The organism is Psychrobacter sp. KFRI-CH2-11 (assembly GCF_038239325.1).
Lineage (GTDB): Bacteria > Pseudomonadota > Gammaproteobacteria > Pseudomonadales > Moraxellaceae > Psychrobacter > Psychrobacter celer.
Window position 1 is genome coordinate 809331 of the sequence record NZ_CP151283.1, and the last position, 19089, is coordinate 828419.

Here is a 19089-nt window from a genome sequence, read left to right on the forward strand (position 1 = left end):
CATTAGGGATGTTTATGAAGGTTGTTGGTCGGTTTGGCAGTATCTCCACTCGTATCTTGGTTATTTTGGCACTGGCTTTTTTGCTGATTATTTTATTGGTGTACTGGGTCATACAAACCCAAGCCAAACCGCGCATTCTAGCGATGACGTCAGAGATAGTCGTAGAAACTGGCAACGAAGCCATCAATAGCATCATGGCCAGTATCAATCATGTCGATGGGCTGGCCAAAGCCACCAGCACGATGGCAGGCGGCTTGCCAAAACAAGATGACATTTATAAACAAACCTTTGGCAACCTCATGCAGCAGACGGATGTGCGTATCGTGGGCGGCGGTGTGTGGTTTGACCCCAATATGTATGTACAAGGCCGCGAGCGCCAGTCGTTTGTGTGGGCGCGAGACACGTCAGGCGTGATGCAGCCATTGACGCGTTATAATCAAGTCCGTCAAACGCCAACCCCGTATTATCGGGACTGGTGGTACATCCCTGCGATGTATGCGCGGCACGACCACTGTGTCTGGAGCCGAGCCTATGCCGATCCTGTGAGCAATCAGCGGGTAATGACCTGTGCCAAGGCGCTGTATGACAGTCGCAATCAGGCGTTTGATGGGGTAGTGAGCTTTAATTTGTTGCTGGATAACCTCGGCGCTGCCATGAAAAGGTGGCAAGACAAGCTCGGTGGTTATGTGTTTTTGGTCGATTTGGACAATCGGTTTTTGGCCTTTCCAGAGCAATCGAAGGTCACACAAACGACTGAGAATAACCCGCAAGGTGAGGTAGTCACGGCACGGCAGCTGGCCGCCCAAAGCCCTGGTTTTGCGCCGATTGCGGACAGCTTAGAGCGTATCAATCATCAGCTGATCGATGAAGCACTGGCAAAAGATGAAGGCCGCTTTACACTCGCTGCCCGTAGTATCTTGAGCACCACCAATCTAGACAAAATTAGCGAGCAGGAGTCCAAACTGCTCTCTGCTTTACTGCTATTAAATATCGATCAGACGTTTGCGCTTGTAGACAGTCATTTGGTTGAGACCATTGCTGTGCCCGATGATTTTATATTGCAGCAGCCAGCGACCGCTTTTGTCTTTCGTATGCCGTTTACCTATTGGAAGATGGTCGTCGTCAAGCCTGATAACGATATGATGAGCGTGGCAAATGCGTTGTCTGACAAGCTGATTCAGGCCATGTTGTTGGGTTTTATACCGATCTTATTATTGACCGCATGGGTGTTTCGTCGCTACTTCACGCGGCCGCTCAAGCGGATGGCCGATGCTGTGGCTGACATGGGTGCACTGATTGAACAAAAACAATATCAGCAGTTAAGCGCGCACAAACTGCCAGCCTCAGCGGTCAGTGAAATCCATGTCATCAGTGAACAAACCAATCACCTGATCGACCGTATCGTCGAAAACGAAGGTGCGCTGGCTGAAATCAATGTCCATCTAGAAAAGCAAGTCGCAGCTCGAACCCAAGATCTACAGCAAGCCATGGATGAGCTAAAAGCCTCTCAAGTGCAGCTGGTACGCTCCGAAAAAATGGCCACGCTCGGCCAGATGGTGGCAGGCGTGGCACACGAGGTCAATACCCCGCTTGGCTATGTGCGCAGCAATATGGAATTGGTGGGTGATAATCTTGGGCGTTTTGATGAGCTGATACAGCATACCGAGCAGTTATTGCAGGTCTTAAAAGCACCAAATACCCCGCCAGAAAAAACCGAGCAGCTGATAGCGCAAACCTTACAATGCTGCGAGGCAATCAAAGAAGATGAGGTCAGTGAGGACTTGGCCGATTTGATTAAAGACGGGCTGTACGGCGTCGATCAGATTGCAGAGCTGGTCGTCAGCTTGCGTGATTTTTCTCGAATTGATGAATCTAAAGTCAAAGAAGTCGATATCAATGACTGTATCACCACCTCCCTTGTCATGGCACGAAACAATCTAAAAACCCTAGACGTCAGCACAGAGCTTGCCAAGCTGCCGTTGATTCAATGCAACCCTTCACAAATCAACCAAGTGTTATTAAACCTATTTAATAATGCCGCTCAAGCCATGCCAGCCGATCGTAAAGGCACATTGCATATTACGTCATCTGTCGATGACACCCAGCAGTACCTAGCCGTGAGTGTCAAAGACAATGGCGTGGGCATTGAGGAGAGTAAGCTGGTACAGATTTTTGAGCCATTTTTTACCACCAAAAAAGCCGGTGAAGGCACAGGTCTAGGGCTGGCTATTAGCGCGCAAATCATGGAGCAGCATCATGGACGTATGGAGGTCAGCTCAGTCGTTGGGGAGGGCACGACGTTTACGCTGCTGCTGCCTGTGCAGTCGACTGCTGATAAGAGCAAACCAGCTCGAGCTTTATTTGAAAATGAATAGACTTAAAACTATAAAGAGAATGACATGCAAAAACCAAAGATCGCCTTTATCGATGATGAACCGCGCATTTTACGCAGTTTAAAGATGCACTTTCGCCAGTCGCACGATGTGTTTACCACCACTGATGCCGCCGAGCTGATGGCGTATGTCAGCCGCCACGATGTCCAAGTGGTCATCAGTGATCAGCGTATGCCAGATAAGCAAGGGACAGAAGTGCTGCGTGATATCAAAGAGAAATCACCAAATACCATTCGTATTTTATTGACCGGTTATGCCGATCTAAACGCGGTGATTGATTCGGTCAATGAAGGCGAGATTTATCGTTATATCACCAAACCTTGGCAAAATGACGAGCTAAAAGACGTCATCAACAAAGCGACAGAGATTGCTCAACAAACACAAGACATTGCCCCGAGTATTTTTGGGGACACCGCACTGTCTCACCCTGCATACAGTAATGCAGCTGGCAAGCGCCATCTACTGGTATTAGACGATGACGAGCATGTCTATCAGCAAATAAAAGGTCATTTTAAGGGTGCCTATACAGTGAGCTGGGCAAACACGCTGGAGCAGGCAGCAAGCTTGTTACAAAAAAAGCGCTTTGGGGTCACCATTACTGACGCCACGCTCAACGAAGAAAACATCACGCCTGTGGTTTATGCCCTAAAAAACATCCAGCCAGACTTGATGGTGTTGATGCTGACTGAATTTAAAGATGCTCATATGGTGATTGACTTAATCAATAAGGGTCAAGTATATCGCTGCTTACCACGACCGACCAATTTTTCTATGATGAGTATCAGTTTGGATCGAGCCTTTGATCATCATGAGCGACTACTCCAGCAGCCAATACTGGCGGCGCGCCATCAGGTCGAGGCGGTGCCTGCGTCCGAGGCGTTTAGCTTTTCTGAGAGAATAAAAGGTTTTTTTACCAAAATAAAAAGCTGGCGCATCGGTAAATAGCACCGATGGATAACTGTGCCTAGTCTGTAATACTCTCTGTCCAAGCAAAGGTCTCTATAATGTGTCGCCACTGCTCGTCCAGTCCCGCTTTTAGTAGCAGTGGCTCACCGGTGACAGGGTGGCTGAGCGCCAAACTGTGAGCATGCAGTAGCATGCGCGTGCAATCATACTGAGTACGAAAAAAGCGATTGTGCCGTCCATCGCCGTGACTGGTATCACCCACGATGGGGTGAAACAAATGCTTCATATGCCGGCGCAACTGATGTTTGCGGCCAGTGACGGGCATCAAGCGCATGAGACTGTAGCGGCTGGTGTTGTGTTTTTTTGATACGGCAAATGGCAGTTCGATCTGTGCTAAGCGTTGCCAATGAGTCACCGCTTCTTGAGCAGGTTTGTCCACATTGGCAAACTTATCGGCGATGGCGTCTGGCTGAAAGCTTAGCGCGTGATCGACAGAGCCTTGCTCTGGCATAAAGCCGCGTACCACCGCCAAATACTGCTTGGTTACCTTGCGCGTAGTAAAAGCTTCGGTCAACGAGCGCGCCACGTCCGCACTTTTGGCAAACAATAATACCCCTGACGTCGGCCGATCCAGACGATGTACGGGAAACACATGACAGCCTACGGCATCACGGGTCAGCTGCAGGGCAAAGCGCGTCTCGCCCTTATCCAGCCAGCTACGATGCACCAATAATCCCGCCTCTTTATTAATTGCCACCAAAAACTCATCTTCATAAACAATCTCTACTTGGTTGACGTTATCAATTTCGATATTCATGTTTTTTTACCCATCTGTAGAGGCTATCGTTTTATATTCATTATACATCGGCTGTTTTTATATATAGTCAGGTCAATATAAACAGGATACAGCGAGACTGAGATAAGTTTTACGTAGCACCTGTCGGCGCAGGCACAGCACGCAAGAAAATTTATATCAGTCTAGCGAATATATACAGTGTATCTCTTTTATGTAGTAATGACGATATCGCTTTTTTAGCGTCTTTCTGAAAATGACTGATACTATCAGACTGAGCCATGCTGAAAAAACCGTAGAGAGAAACTCGATAAACTAAGCTCATTAATCGGAGTTTGCTATGATCAAGAAAGTGAGAGCTTGCAGTGACGAATTCAAAGCTAAAGCTGTCAAGAAAATAGCGAACGATAAGTAGTACCTTCTTTTTTCAGGACGGGATACATAAAAAAAGCCCCAATCATAAAGATTGGGGCTTTTCGAATCTGGTAGGCGTAACTAGATTCGAACTAGCGACCTCTACCATGTCAAAGTAGGTCAACCAAAAGCTATTAAAAAACTCCATATGGTATTAATGTATATTGCTGATTTTCAATGGTTTATTTTTTTACTAAGATGACGTCATTTTAAGTATCTCAAAGTAGATTAAGAAATCGGGCACTATAAAATTATAGCGTTTTTACCTCCACTTTACCGGCGTTTAGGCGAAAAAATCTGCTATTTTTCTCTAGGGCTTGTCCCTAATTCAGTTTACTATGAATCATAGTACAAGCCAGATACAGCATAGACTTGTAATTGCGAGCCAGTTTCTCGTAGCCTGTTTCTAATGGTTTCAGAATCATAAGCTTTATCAGCAGTGAAGTAGGTCGCATCTGTTAACATCTTTATGATGTCATCTACCGCTTGGCTGTCGTGAACGTCACCCCAGTGATTTTAAAATCAATCGGGTTTCCATGCGAGTCGATGGCGAGATGTATCTTCCGTCTGTGAATACCCATTCTTCATCAATACTTACTCGTAGGTCAAAAAAAATCGCCCCTTTATCATTATTTTTGAAATGAAGGCAAACCCTAGTTAACATGTAGCTAAAGACGAAATCATACCGTCTATCTTCTTTATAGCCCGCTCATCATGTTTTGAAAGACTTACTATCCTTTAGTTGTAACAATGTTTTCATGGAAAACTATATTTTTCGATAAGCTTAACGGCGGCTTTTCTCTGAGTGAATACTGGAGGAGAGATACTAATAATTATTTTTATAAAAATGTTAGGGTTGTGTTAGATTAACATTGTGCTCAACTGCTTTTATGAGGGTAACTCATTGTAAACTAAGTCCATCTTACGCTCTTAGAGTTTTTCGCGGCTGAAGTTATTGTTAGAGCAGCCGCAAATTTGCTGGATATTTAGCCTAAAACGGCTGCACTTTTTTATCATAAAATCAGGCTTGTTATAGATCACTATCTTTCATTATAAGCTGATGCCCCTTTTGATGGTGAAGTAGAATTATATGAAAGCTACTTCGGCGATGTAGGCAAAGGCAAGTGAGATGGCGAGGCTACTGGCAAAACAGTCGTATTAGGTATTCTAATACGAAATAGTAATGTCATAGCAGACACTAAGTAAAGCACGCTCAAGCCTATTATCGAGCGTAAAATCAAGCCTGATAGCTTTATTTATACTGATAGTTATCGAAGTTATAATACGTTAGGTGTAGGCAACTTGATAGCCATGTAGCTGACTCATGTGGATTCGACTATAGCCCCAAATACAATATAACATCATCATCTCGATATAGTCAGTTCAAAATAAAATTGTTATGCCTTGAACAAATATCATAAAACAATTTAGATAAATCATTCTCCATCCAGCCTTGGCGTAGAAACTTCACCTGAGCCCATTTTTTCTCGATAGGGTTCAAATCAGGGCTATAAGGTGGCAGCCATAGTATACGATGACCATGCCTGTTGAGTAGCTTTTGAACGCGTTTGTTTTTGTGAAATCGAGCATTATCCATCACAATCACGCATTTTGTTTTAAGACTTGGGATTAGTTTGTGTTTGCACCAGTTGTAGAATATGCTGCTGTTAATGTTGAGATTAAAGTAATCAAGCGCAAACAGCATTTTGTTATACAGAGCACCAATAACGTTGGTTCGCTTTTTACCTTGCCAGTTGTAGCTATCGATACATGGCTTACCAATAGGCGCGTAACCATGAGAGCGGATGGTCTCGTGCTCAAAGCCGCTTTCATCCATATAGACGATGGGATAGCCTTGCTGCGTAAAGCGATCAAGCTTTCCCTGATACGCCGCTCTTTTGATCGGACAAGCTTTTGGATGTTCTAAGGTCTTTTTTTTGACTGATGCCAAGACGCTTTAGAGCATGATAAATGCCTGTTTTGCTACAGTTCAGACGACGCGCTCGCTCATACTGGTAATCATCGGGATGTTCTTTGACATCATTAAGTAGCACGTCATCTGGTATTTTATAGGGCTTGGTTTGCCTGGTTGTTTTGCTATAAATACGTCTCTTCCAGTTCTGTATAGTGGTTGGACTGAGATTGTAAAACTCAGCTGCCTCGGCAAAGGTCATACCGTCATCTATACTTTTTAGTACCTGTTTGCGAAAATCTAGTGAGTAAGTCATGGTCTTTATAATAACAATTGGGTTTGATAATTAGTTTATAACACTTTTATATGGTCTTGACTATATACTACTAACGTTTGTTATACATAAAATGTACTGTATATATGCAAATAGAACTATAGCTGTCAGGGTCGTTGAAAAACAACATATAAATCCATCTGCTTGTCAATTTAAAAATATTACCTATCAAAAAAAATGGAAGTCTGGTTAATACTATGAACAAGATACTTAGAAAGAATATAGTTGCTATTATTTTACCAATAACATTGCTTGGTATGCCTTCTTGTGCTGTCATTGGTGGTGCTGATAGTGAAGGCCGTACCCAGCATGTCGATGGCGTTATGTGGAACAATAAAAAAAGTATTGACTTCAAAGAGGTGCTCAAGCAAGAAGTGGCGTCTGATAAGACTCGATTAGTATTTATACGGAAGAACGATAATCATTCTGAGCAAACAAGTACCAATATCTCTATCAACAACAGGTTTCAAGTCAGTTTGCATGCGAACAACTACACGGTGGTGGACTCTTGTACTGGAAGTAATCAGTTGAGTGCTCAGGCGACTGGCTTTAAAAGTAATAACTTATTAGCAGATAAGCAAGATTATCAGCTAACAGGTGGCCAAACGTACTTTTTTTATGTCGAAATGGACGAAACAGGCAGAAGCGCATTGACGCAGATAACGCCTGACAGTGCATCACCGCTATTGGCAAATAAGTCTTATCAGTCTCATCAAATCAGTCGTGTCGTACCGAATTGTCCAGCACCTGTCGCTGCTATGCCCGCTGTGACACCACCTTTGACAGTAGAAAAAGAAACACCAGTGCTAACTGAAAAAGTGACGATTGATCTTGAGGTGTTATTTGAGACAGATAAGGCGGTCGTACGTCCAGAGTATTATGCCAAAGTAGCTGAGCTGGCTGAATTTATGACCCAGTATCCAAATACTGCTGCCATCATAGAAGGACATACTGATAGCCGTGGAAAGGAGAGTTATAACCAAGCTTTATCCCAACGTCGTGTAAATGCGGTAAAAGAAGTGGTGATCTCGCAGTTTGGAGTCGCAGAAGATCGTTTAACTGCCATTGGTTATGGCGAGTCGCAGCCAAGAGCAAGCAACGACACAGTAGAAGGAAGGCAGCTCAATCGCCGAGTGGTTGCTGTGGTCGAAGAAAACCTAGCTAAGCCATGAGTTTTTAGCGATTTAGACATCTTAATACATAAGACTGTAAAGTTCTAAAATTTTGATTGAAGAATATGAGAGATAAAAATGAATACGATTATTGTGAAGACAAATGATGCGACTCAAACCATAGATCAAGTACAAGTCGTGACCAAGGACGGTAAGCCTACCATTATTAAAGCTATGGATAAGGTGAATTATGAGTTTCATGATACTGCTATCGGTCGAGCGCCTAACCATATCATCACTAAACGTCTGAAAAATGACTTACATGTTTCATTTGAAGAAGAAGGTCAAGAAAGCGATCTTATTATACAAGGTTTTTATGATAACCCAGACAGTGCATTAGTTGGTATCGCTGAAGATGGTGAATATTACCATTATATTCCAGATACAGGTGAGGTTTATGATTATGTAACTCAACTGGAAATAGGTGATGTTGAAGGTCAGGCGTTAGGTGGTGAAGAAATGGTAGTGCCGTGGTGGATAGCTGCTCCAGCAGGTTTCCCATGGTGGCTTGGTTTAGGACTAATTCCATTGCCATTTATTAAAGATAACAAAGACCCAGAGCCAACTGAGCTATCTGAGCCAAAAATTGAGATACCACCGAATGTACCTGTAGATCCTCAACCCGCTGATCCCACTGAACCGAATGGTCCAGTGAACGAAGGCAACCCAGCTACGCCTGAGAACCCTAATGGTCTTGGTGACAAAACCGTTTATGAGGGTGATGGTCCTGTTGATGGTAGCTTTACAGTCACAACAGATCCTGCAGATCCGAACACTATCCTCACTACCATCAGCGTTGGTGGTGTTGAGATAGCGGTAGCAGCTGATGGCACCATTGCAGAAACCACCATTAACACGGGTAAAGGGACGTTGGTTGTTAAGAGCTATGACCCTGCGACAGGAGAGGTGAGCTACAGTTATGATCCAGAAGTACAAGAGCACACTGAAGATGCCCCTGTCGTAGATGAGATTGCTATTATCGCCACCGACAGCAACGGCAAGACCAGCAGTGGCAGTTTAGACATTGCCATTACCGACAGTGCCCCTGTTGCTAAAGATGATGCCAATAGCGTGACAGAAGACACCCAGTTGATAGCTAGTGGTACTGTGACCACCAATGATGACTTTGGCGTGGATGGTAAAGGGGCACCTGCTGTTGAAGCGAAAACTGAAGCAGGTCTCTATGGTAGCTTTGTCATCAATGCTGATGGCACCTATACCTATACTCTTGATAATGATAATACTGACGTGAATGCGCTGAATGATGGTGATACATTAACAGACAGTATCAAATACACCATTACTGATGCTGATGGCGACACCTCAGAGGCCACGTTAACTATTACTATTAATGGTCGTACGGATAGCAATCCGGCGATTGAGATACCACCGAATGTACCTGTAGATCCTCAACCCGCTGATCCCACTGAACCGAATGGCCCAGTGAACGAAGGCAACCCAGCTACGCCTGAGAACCCTAATGGTCTTGGTGACAAGACTGTTTATGAGGGTGATGGTCCTGTTGATGGTAGCTTTACAGTCACAACAGATCCTGCAGATCCGAACACTATCCTCACTACCATCAGCGTTGGTGGTGTTGAGATAGCGGTAGCAGCTGATGGCACCATTGCAGAAACCACCATTAACACGGGTAAAGGGACGTTGGTTGTTAAGAGCTATGACCCTGCGACAGGAGAGGTGAGCTACAGTTATGATCCAGAAGTACAAGAGCACACTGAAGATGCCCCTGTCGTAGATGAGATTGCTATTATCGCCACCGACAGCAACGGCAAGACCAGCAGTGGCAGTTTAGACATTGCCATTACCGACAGTGCCCCTGTTGCTAAAGATGATGCCAATAGCGTGACAGAAGACACCCAGTTGATAGCTAGTGGTACTGTGACCACCAATGATGACTTTGGCGTGGATGGTAAAGGGGCACCTGCTGTTGAAGCGAAAACTGAAGCAGGTCTCTATGGTAGCTTTGTCATCAATGCTGATGGCACCTATACCTATACTCTTGATAATGATAATACTGACGTGAATGCGCTGAATGATGGTGATACATTAACAGACAGTATCAAATACACCATTACTGATGCTGATGGCGACACCTCAGAGGCCACGTTAACTATTACTATTAATGGTCGTACGGATAGCAATCCGGCGATTGAGATACCACCGAATGTACCTGTAGATCCTCAACCCGCTGATCCCACTGAACCGAATGGCCCAGTGAACGAAGGCAACCCAGCTACGCCTGAGAACCCTAATGGTCTTGGTGACAAAACCGTTTATGAGGGTGATGGTCCTGTTGATGGTAGCTTTACAGTCACAACAGATCCTGCAGATCCGAACACTATCCTCACTACCATCAGCGTTGGTGGTGTTGAGATAGCGGTAGCAGCTGATGGCACCATTGCAGAAACCACCATTAACACGGGTAAAGGGACGTTGGTTGTTAAGAGCTATGACCCTGCGACAGGAGAGGTGAGCTACAGTTATGATCCAGAAGTACAAGAGCACACTGAAGATGCCCCTGTCGTAGATGAGATTGCTATTATCGCCACCGACAGCAACGGCAAGACCAGCAGTGGCAGTTTAGACATTGCCATTACCGACAGTGCCCCTGTTGCTAAAGATGATGCCAATAGCGTGACAGAAGACACCCAGTTGATAGCTAGTGGTACTGTGACCACCAATGATGACTTTGGCGTGGATGGTAAAGGGGCACCTGCTGTTGAAGCGAAAACTGAAGCAGGTCTCTATGGTAGCTTTGTCATCAATGCTGATGGCACCTATACCTATACTCTTGATAATGATAATACTGACGTGAATGCGCTGAATGATGGTGATACATTAACAGACAGTATCAAATACACCATTACTGATGCTGATGGCGACACCTCAGAGGCCACGTTAACTATTACTATTAATGGTCGTACGGATGCTCCGGTACTTTCGGCAACGACTGTTAATGTCTCGGAGGAAGGATTAGAGAGTGGTCTTGCTGATGAAAAAGGAAACAAGGACACTACTAATGAAACTACGGCTATGGGTCAAATAGTGCTAACTGCAGCACAAAATATTCCTTTAGCCGATCTCAGTATTCAACTGACAGGGCCAGAGGGTATTACAGTACAAGGCAAAGATGTTGTCTGGAACTGGGATAGTGATACAGACACTCTGACAGGGCAAGTAGTTTTGAATGTAGGTGAGCCTGCGACTGATGTTATGACTATAAAGGTAAATGACGTTGAAGCTGATGGTTTGGATTATGTGGCATCATATGAAACGACATTACTACATGCGATTGATCATCCTGAGAAAAATATTGAAGATGAGATAGATCTTACATTTGAGTTACAGGTAAATAATGGTACAGAGATATTATCAAGTGGAGATCTCGTCGTAACAGTGGAAGATGACTCTCCTGTCGTTGATTCAGGAGACATCTCTATATTCATAGAGCCTGCAGCTTTTAATTTATCAGTTATTTTAGATATATCAGGTAGTATGGAGGCACTTGCAGACTATACTAATTCTTATACCGAAACTCGTTTAGATGTCGCGAAAAATGCAATTAACAAATTGATTGATAGTTATTCAGGAATGGGTGACGTCATGGTACAAATAACATTATTTGATGGTGAAGCTTCTACGCAAGATGTATGGATGACAGCAACTGATGCTAAGAGCTTCATTAATAATGCAAGTACTAAGGGTGGTGGTACCAATTATGATGCTGCCCTTGATCTTGCTATACAAGGTTTTGACAAACCTGGGAAGCTCGAAGGCGCGGAAAACTATTCTTACTTTTTAACAGATGGTGAGCCTGCTTACGGGCAAGGTGGAGTAAATTCGTTATCTCCTGGTTACAGTGGTGATGAGGATACAGGTATTCAGCCTGGTGAAGAAAAAATATGGACAGATTTTTTAATTGCAAACAATATTAAGTCTTATGCATTTGCGATAGGAGATGTGGATTCTGTTGACTCTATATCACCTATCTCTTTTGATGGACAAAAAAGTGAAGATAACGATAGTGAACTTGCTATTTTAGTAACTGATATAAATCAATTAGATGCCTTGTTTGAAGGGTCGGCGTTTGAAAATAGACCTCAAGGTACCACGAATTTGATTAAAGGTGGTGTTACAGAAGGAATAACGGCGGGATACGGCGCTGATGGAGGCAATGTTCTGAGTTTTACTGTAGATGGAAGTACTTATACTTATAGCCGTACCACAGGGGGTATGACTGTAGAAGGCGTCAATGGGGGTACTTACGACCAAGAAAGTACCACGGTTACCATTCAAACTGTAGCTGGTGGTACTATTGCTCTAAACTTTGAGTCAGGAGATTACACTTATTACGCTAAACCTAATTTTGACGGTACCGCGTATAAAGAAGACATTTCTTTCTCAGTAGAAGATAAGGATGGTGATACAGCTTATGCTGAACAAACGCTGAATATTTCAAGTAGCAATAATGACACCATTGAGTTTTCAGCAGATAAAGCTTCGATGGATGGTGGTGCAGGTTTTGATACGCTACTGGTAGATACCAGTATTGATTTTAGTAGCTTTGATAGCAATAAGATTGATAATATGGAACTTATTGAGTTAGGTGATGGTGCACAGTCATTGACTAATCTTACTACCAGTGATGTCATCAATATAACTGATAGCAACAATACGCTATTTATTGATGGCGACAATGCTGATAGTGTTTCTTTAACAGCGGATTTTGTTCAACAGCAAACCACCAATGAAGCAGGATATGCTCAGTATCAGAGCGCATTGGATCCATCGTTGACTCTATATGTCGATACTGATATTACCGTGATATAACTGCTGTTTTTTATAGATAATTTTGATGTAAACAAAAAAGCCATACTTGTGATGGCTTTTTTGTTACGTATTTAGTTGCTTTTTGACTTGTCTAATGAGGTAATAGGGGTGATGGGATAATCAGGTATCAGCACTTCATCAGTGGGATTTGCGGGTACAGAAGGCTCTATAGGTTGGGTGACGTGTTGTGAGTCAATCTGCTGTTGATTGCGCTGTTTGATTTCATTGATCAACGTTGAGAGCTGTTCGCTGTCTTCGTCCATCTCGTCCTCTAATACTTGATATTCTTTGGTTTTTTGCAGTTGATGCTTGGGTAGGTTTTGTGGCTTTTTAGTGATAGGTTCATCGTAAGTAGCTGAATCGTCATGACTTACAGGAGAGAGATTTTCCTCTGTTAAAGACTGAGTTTGTGATGAAGTGGGCTTGGGTGATGGAGATTGCTTTTGCGACTTATGGTTCTGAGTTGCAACATCTCTGTTTGAGGTAAGCATTTGTGGTACGGTAGGTTCCGCTGTATTTATGCTTACTGTAGTTGAAATAGCCTCTATATCATTGATTGCGACCTGATTCGCTGTCGCTTTAGTGTTTTCTGTACTGGAAGGCGCACTGATTACAGGTTTATCTCTGGTCATCAAGTCTTGTGATTCAGGCGTGTTTTTATGGTCAAACACGGTGAAATATATAATGATTGCCAGCCATACATGTAGTAATAGAGCCAATATAATGGTTAGAGCGGGTTTCTCTTTCGGCTTTCTTATAGGAGAACGAGACGAGAAAGTCATATCTTGGTCCCTCTGTTAATATTAAAGACATCAAATCTTCAATGGCAACGTTAAGTAAGCGCTAATATTTGTATTATTTTATAAAAAACAACAGAGAAGCCATCATATTATGTTGCATTCTTATTTTTGTAGTAGGACTGAGTCTTAAATGAAAGTCTATTTGCACCATTTTCCGTCACAGTTAGTATTGAACAATCTGTTTTCTATAAAAATCATAGGATATCGGCTATGCTTAAGTATACTATTTATGAGCATATCAATCTCTGCTTTTTCTAGCACTGATACGCACATCAATACATTGATTGACCAAGCGATTGAAACCCATCCTCTCGTTGGTTCGGCACGTGCTGAGCAGCAGGCGACGACAGAGAGTATCCGTGCTGCCAAGCTCAACTTGCTGCCAGCACCGACATTGTCATCAGGCTATGACCGTGACGATGGCATGGTCTCTCAGTTTCAGCTACGGCAGTCATTATGGACGGGTGGCAAACTTACTGCCAACGTCAATCAAGCACTTTTTGATGATAAAGCCGCCACAGAGTATATTTACGAGCAACAGAATCAAGTCGCCAAAACCACCATTGAGGCATGGCAAAGCTATATCACTGCTGTGTCTAAGCAGCAAGTCTATTATGACAATCTGCAACTGTTGACAGAGTTTGAGGAAATGATGCAGCGCCGAGTCAATCAAGGTGTATCGGCGCGTATCGAGATGGATTTAGTAACCAATCGCATCTTACAAGAGCAAAACTCGTATCAAGCAGCAGTAGAGCAGCAGCGTATTGCTATCGCTCGATTAGAGCAAATCACTGGTCGTAAGCTGTCAGCAGCTGATCTGCCAGTGCCGAATATCGGTGAGCTTGTCAGCTATGCCAAAGGCTACTCTCAAACCTTTGAAAAAATGGCATTCGATCAGGCCAGCTTTTATAATCCTACTGTGGTAAAAGGGCACTATCAAGTTGAAGCGGCTAAGCAAGAAGTTAAGTCATTACAGGCGGCGCGTTATCCGACTTTTTATGCACAGTACGAATACGACTATTATCATGATGAAAATAGAAACAACAATCAGAATAATAGTGAAGGTGAGTTTTCGGTAGGCTTAAGCTATGATCCAGGAGCGGGTCTATCTAATTTGGCACTAGCCCGGGCATCAGCCTCACGAGTAAACAGCCTTTCACAGTCAAAAGAAGCGTCAAGACGACAAGTGCTTGAGACTATCCAAACCCAATATCAGCAGTTTGCTAGTGCTAAGGATCAAGAGCGCTCTTTGATCGCAGCAGTCGCAGGCGCACAAATTGTGGTGAGCTCTTATCGCCGCCAGTTTATCGCTGGACGCAAGTCTTGGCTTGAGGTGCTCAATGCGGTGCGCGAGCATTCTCAATATCAGGCGCAGTTGGTTGAGACACGAACGTCTATTATTGCAGCATATTATAAACTGCAAGTTGATTTTGGCATGATGCCATGGCAGAAGTTTGATCAAAGTCGTCAGCCAGACCCGCTGTTCCGCCCACTAGATCCCGTCAAAAACTGGTTTATTCGTCAAGATGCTGCTAGGCAGGTGCCCGATCAGGCAGTTATTGAGCCAGTCGTATTGCAATCAGATCATGTCGCCAAACCCAAGAGTGCGACAGGGGTAAACACTTATTCCCTCCCAGTAAACCAGTAGGATATATGTATCATGAGTACCCCTTTTTCAGCTTCTGATGAGGCTAAAGCCGATGATGAATTACCAAATGATGCTGCAGAAAATACCACCGCCCAGCTATCGATACCTACTGCTGATGAGCAATTGAGTGAACAAGCAACACAATTGGCCACTGCGTTACGTACTTTACTTACCCAGCAAGGCTATCCTGTAGATAGTGTCCGTCTCCATGGCGTGCTGCATCAACAAACGGAGCTGACGACTCTATCTAGTGTTGTTAAGGTACTGGAGCAATTAGGGGTTGAGCAACTGCCAGAGGCATTACCCATGCCAGATGCAGCTTTTCTACCTTTATTGGCCTTACATCCTACACAAGGCTGGGGTGTGATTGAACAGCAAACACCACAAGCGCTGTGGCAGTTTCGTCAAGCTGAGCATGTGAGTGCTCATCCAAGTGATGCTTTTACTCAGCTATTGCGAATACGATTAGAGGGCGAGCCTAGTAAGCGTAAACGGTTAAGCTTTGATCAGATTCTAAAAAAAGACCTCAAAAACTACCGTGGCATTATTATAGAGGCAGTTGTTGCCTCGTTTTTAATCAATATGTTGGCGCTTGCCGTATCGCTGTTTTCGATGCAGGTCTATGATCGTGTGATTCCAACTCGTAGCGAATACACTTTGATTATTTTAGCGAGTGGGGTAGGTCTGGTCATCTTATTTGAAACTTTTATGAAGTTTGCCCGCTCCAAGATTATGGACAAAGTGGTGGTCAATCTCGACCAGTATTTATCACGTGAGGTTTTTCAGCGTCTATTAGGCGTGCGTATCGATCAGATGCCAGGGTCTGTGGGGTCTATGGCAGCGCAGCTGCGTGGATATGAGCAGGTTCGCAGCTTTTATACAGCAAGTACGTTGTTTGGCTTGGTCGATATACCGATGGCGATCATATTTGTGACCCTTATTATTATTATTGGTAATCCATTAGTCGCTTTAGTGCCTATTGTTGCCGCCGTGGTGGCGATTGTACTAGGTCTTAGTGCACGCAAAAAAATCGACAGTATCGCCGCTGTGGGCGCGCAAGCCTCTTATCGCAAGACAGGTATCTTAGTAGAGACGGTAGAAGGCGTTGAAACGATTAAGGCCGGATCAGGCAACTGGAAGTTTTTGTCACGCTGGCTTGATGTGATGAACATCACCACAAAAAATGATTTGGATATGAAGCATGCCAATGACAACTTAAGTTACTTGTCACAGATGATACAACAGGTCAGCTATGTCGGTATTGTGATTGTGGGTTCTTTTGTAGTGATGTCAGGAGATATGACCATGGGTGGCTTGATCGCTTGCTCAATCTTAGGCGGTCGTATTTTAGCACCAGTGATGGGTATTCCTAATCTATTGGTACAGCACTCACATGCCAAAGCTGCCAAACTTAATATAGAGCAGTTGTTCTCACTAGAGCAAGACAATCACGGTGTCAGTCACCCGTTATCGCCCAGTCATATCTCAGGTAATTTTGACTTAGAAAAAGTGATATTCAACTACCAAAATAATGATCAGCCCGCTTTAGCTATCAGTAGGCTACAGATTAAAGCAGGCGAGCGTATTGCTGTTTTAGGACCTATTGGTTCTGGCAAATCAACCCTATTAAAAGTGTTGTCTGGATTATATGCGCCCACACAGGGCAGGGTCTTGTTAGATGGGCTTGACATGCAGCAGATCAGTCGTGAGTCTTTGAGTGCGCAAGTGGGCTACCTACAACAGGATCATCGCCTTTTTGAGGGCACGCTACGAGAAAACCTATTGATCGGCTTACCAGCGCCTAGCGATGACGTTATGCATGATGCGTTGGTCAAGACGGGACTGATTAGACTGGTTGCCAGCCACTCTAGTGGTTTAGATCTGCCTATTAGTGAAGGAGGCAAGGGATTATCAGGAGGACAAAAACAGTTGGTTGCTTTTACACGCTTAGTATTAACCAAGCCTTCGGTGGTATTGATGGACGAGCCAACCGCCTCTATGGATAATCGGCAGGAAGCACAGTGTATCGATGTGTTGCATAAGCATTTTGGAGAAGATCACACTTTAATCGTGGCCACTCACAAAATGCCACTGCTGCAATTGGTTGATCGCATCATCATTATGGACAATCAACAAATCGTGATGGATGGGCCAAAATCAAAAGTGCTGGCCCAATTACAAAGCAATGAAGAGCGAAAACCTGCTCATAAAACCGCAGTAAAGGTCAGCCAACCAAAAACTCGTGTTATCAGTAAAAAAACCTCAAGTATTGAAGTGAAAGCTGATGATCAGTCTGATAAAGATGATAATGTAGGGCAAGCCAATGAATAATTACCAACATAAGTCTTATGATCCTAAAGTTGGACGTACCCGTATCATTATTTGGGGCGCTCTATTCGGTATCATTGTATTAGTTATTTGGGCTTATTTTGCAAAAATAGATCAGGTGACTCGAGCCACAGCAACTGTTATCGCCAGTGCTCGTACACAAGACATTCAAGCGGTTGAGGGTGGCGTATTGACTGATATCTTAGTCAAAGAAGGTGAAGACGTCACTAAAGGGCAACTGGTCGTTACCTTAGAAGAAGAGCGTGCACAAGCAGCAGTCGCTAATATCAGCTCAAAAATAGCAGCGCTAAAAGCCAAGCTGGCTCGACTTGAAGCTGAAATATATGAGCGACCATTAACGTTTCCAGATGATATTTTGCAGTATGATGAATATATAAACAATCAAACGCAACTGTACAATCGCCGCCGCCGTGCTATCGAGCAGGATGTTAGTTCTTTACGAAAAATGATGGTATTGGCAAATCAAGAGCTGAGTATGAACGAGCCTTTACTTGCTCATGGAGATGTCAGTCAGGCTGATGTAATTAAGCTCCGTCGGCAAGTGGCAGAAATACAGGCGCAAATCACCAACAAACGTAATAAATACTTTGAAGAAGCGCAGTCGGAAATGACCAAGGCGCAAGAGGAGCTCAATACTGAGCTTGAGCAGCTGCGCGACTACTCGCAAGTATTGCAAGAAAAAAACCTATATGCCCCCACAGATGGCAAAGTCAATAATATCCTCATTACCACTATTGGCGGGGTCGTAAAGCCTGGTGAGATTATTATGGAAATATTGCCAACCAGTAGCGATCTCATCGTTGAGGCCAAGATTAGCCCAATGGATATTGCTTATGTGAAAGAAGGTCAGGTGGCTACTGTCAAGCTGGATGCCTATGATTATTCTATATTTGGTGCTATGAATGGCAATGTGGTTTATATCAGTCCCGATACTCTGATGGAGCAAACACCGAAAGGTGAAGAGCCGTATTATCGAGCGCAAATCAAAATTACGGGCGCCGAGTTTGAAGACCACCGTGACGAAATAGTCATTAAACCAGGTATGACAGCCTCAGTCGATATCAAAGCCAAAGAACGCTCGGTGCTGTCCTATATTACCAAGCCTATCACCAAAACATTCTCTGAAGGGTTAGGTGAGCGTTAAGACTTGTATAAAGCTTTAAGCAGATGCGTTTACCATATATCTGCTATATTTTATTGATAGTAGTTTTCAACACATTTAGATAACTATTGAGTGAATTGAAGACGCGCCCTAACCCTGCCGTCAATCCTGTAAACATAAACTTGAGAGATTTTAGGGTGTGTCCCTAATCTGGAAAAGTAAGTATAAAGGCTTTGAAATAAAGAGACTATTTCAAACATGGCTCTCTAAATTATGGCAAGAACAGTGCTTAATGATAATACATGGGAACAACTCCAAAGTAGCATGAAGGCTCATGGCTGTCATACTTGGAAAAACGACAGACAAGTCATGGAAGCCATATTGTTTAGATGTTTGCATGTCCAGTATCAAGCCG

11 protein-coding genes and 3 pseudogenes are annotated in these 19089 nt (G+C 43.8%); 9 read left to right on the forward strand and 5 right to left on the reverse strand.

Features of this window, described 5'->3' with window-relative positions; genetic code table 11:
* The first annotated feature begins 14 nt into the window (after nucleotides 1-14).
* Together AADH33_RS03395 and AADH33_RS03400 are read left to right on the forward strand one after the other, a co-directional pair.
* Nucleotides 15-2375, forward strand: coding sequence for a sensor histidine kinase (locus AADH33_RS03395; RefSeq protein WP_348549569.1), 2361 nt, complete (start codon nucleotides 15-17; stop codon nucleotides 2373-2375).
* Between the two features lie 24 nt (nucleotides 2376-2399).
* Complete coding sequence (locus AADH33_RS03400) at nucleotides 2400-3338, forward strand: response regulator (protein ID WP_348549570.1); 939 nt, start codon at nucleotides 2400-2402, stop codon at nucleotides 3336-3338.
* A gap of 19 nt (nucleotides 3339-3357) precedes the next feature.
* Here the strand turns inward: AADH33_RS03400 and truC are convergent, their stop codons facing one another.
* Both truC and AADH33_RS03410 read right to left on the reverse strand, forming a co-directional pair.
* Nucleotides 3358-4116 (reverse strand): tRNA pseudouridine(65) synthase TruC, encoded by a 759-nt coding sequence (truC, locus tag AADH33_RS03405; protein WP_348549571.1) that lies wholly within the window; start codon nucleotides 4114-4116, stop codon nucleotides 3358-3360.
* Between the two features lie 713 nt (nucleotides 4117-4829).
* Nucleotides 4830-5119: pseudogene (locus AADH33_RS03410) on the reverse strand (transposase); the annotation flags it as partial.
* Nucleotides 5120-5396: 277 nt separating this feature from the next.
* Between AADH33_RS03410 and AADH33_RS03415 the strand changes: the two are divergent.
* Nucleotides 5397-5802: pseudogene (locus AADH33_RS03415) on the forward strand (transposase); the annotation flags it as partial.
* Nucleotides 5803-5884: 82 nt separating this feature from the next.
* Here AADH33_RS03415 and AADH33_RS03420 read toward each other — a convergent pair.
* Both AADH33_RS03420 and AADH33_RS03425 read right to left on the reverse strand, forming a co-directional pair.
* Nucleotides 5885-6457, reverse strand: a complete 573-nt coding sequence (locus AADH33_RS03420) for an IS630 family transposase (protein ID WP_348549149.1) — start codon at nucleotides 6455-6457, stop codon at nucleotides 5885-5887.
* Entirely contained in the window at nucleotides 6378-6734 is a 357-nt protein-coding gene (locus AADH33_RS03425; RefSeq protein WP_201585383.1) for an IS630 transposase-related protein, read from the reverse strand. The genes AADH33_RS03420 and AADH33_RS03425 overlap by 80 nt, the downstream gene beginning before the upstream one ends.
* A 275-nt stretch (nucleotides 6735-7009) precedes the next feature.
* On the opposite strand from AADH33_RS03425, the gene AADH33_RS03430 reads away from it, so the two are divergent.
* Together AADH33_RS03430 and AADH33_RS03435 are read left to right on the forward strand one after the other, a co-directional pair.
* Nucleotides 7010-7924, forward strand: coding sequence for an OmpA family protein (locus AADH33_RS03430; protein WP_348549572.1), 915 nt, complete (start codon nucleotides 7010-7012; stop codon nucleotides 7922-7924).
* Nucleotides 7925-8002: 78 nt separating this feature from the next.
* On the forward strand, nucleotides 8003-12775 hold the full coding sequence (locus AADH33_RS03435; protein ID WP_348549573.1) for a VCBS domain-containing protein: 4773 nt from the start codon (nucleotides 8003-8005) through the stop codon (nucleotides 12773-12775).
* Between the two features lie 71 nt (nucleotides 12776-12846).
* Here the strand turns inward: AADH33_RS03435 and AADH33_RS03440 are convergent, their stop codons facing one another.
* Complete coding sequence (locus AADH33_RS03440; protein WP_348549574.1) at nucleotides 12847-13557, reverse strand: hypothetical protein; 711 nt, start codon at nucleotides 13555-13557, stop codon at nucleotides 12847-12849.
* Between the two features lie 247 nt (nucleotides 13558-13804).
* Here AADH33_RS03440 and AADH33_RS03445 point away from each other — a divergent pair, with 247 nt between their 5' ends.
* The 4 genes and pseudogenes from AADH33_RS03445 to AADH33_RS03460 form a co-directional block, all read left to right on the forward strand.
* Nucleotides 13805-15223 (forward strand): TolC family protein, encoded by a 1419-nt coding sequence (locus AADH33_RS03445; RefSeq protein WP_348549575.1) that lies wholly within the window; start codon nucleotides 13805-13807, stop codon nucleotides 15221-15223.
* A gap of 12 nt (nucleotides 15224-15235) precedes the next feature.
* On the forward strand, nucleotides 15236-17554 hold the full coding sequence (locus AADH33_RS03450) for a type I secretion system permease/ATPase (RefSeq protein ID WP_348549576.1): 2319 nt from the start codon (nucleotides 15236-15238) through the stop codon (nucleotides 17552-17554).
* Nucleotides 17547-18716, forward strand: coding sequence for an HlyD family type I secretion periplasmic adaptor subunit (locus AADH33_RS03455; RefSeq protein ID WP_348549577.1), 1170 nt, complete (start codon nucleotides 17547-17549; stop codon nucleotides 18714-18716). The genes AADH33_RS03450 and AADH33_RS03455 overlap by 8 nt, the downstream gene beginning before the upstream one ends.
* A gap of 231 nt (nucleotides 18717-18947) precedes the next feature.
* Nucleotides 18948-19064, forward strand: a pseudogene (locus tag AADH33_RS03460) (IS5/IS1182 family transposase); the annotation flags it as partial.
* Nucleotides 19065-19089: the final 25 nt, after the last annotated feature.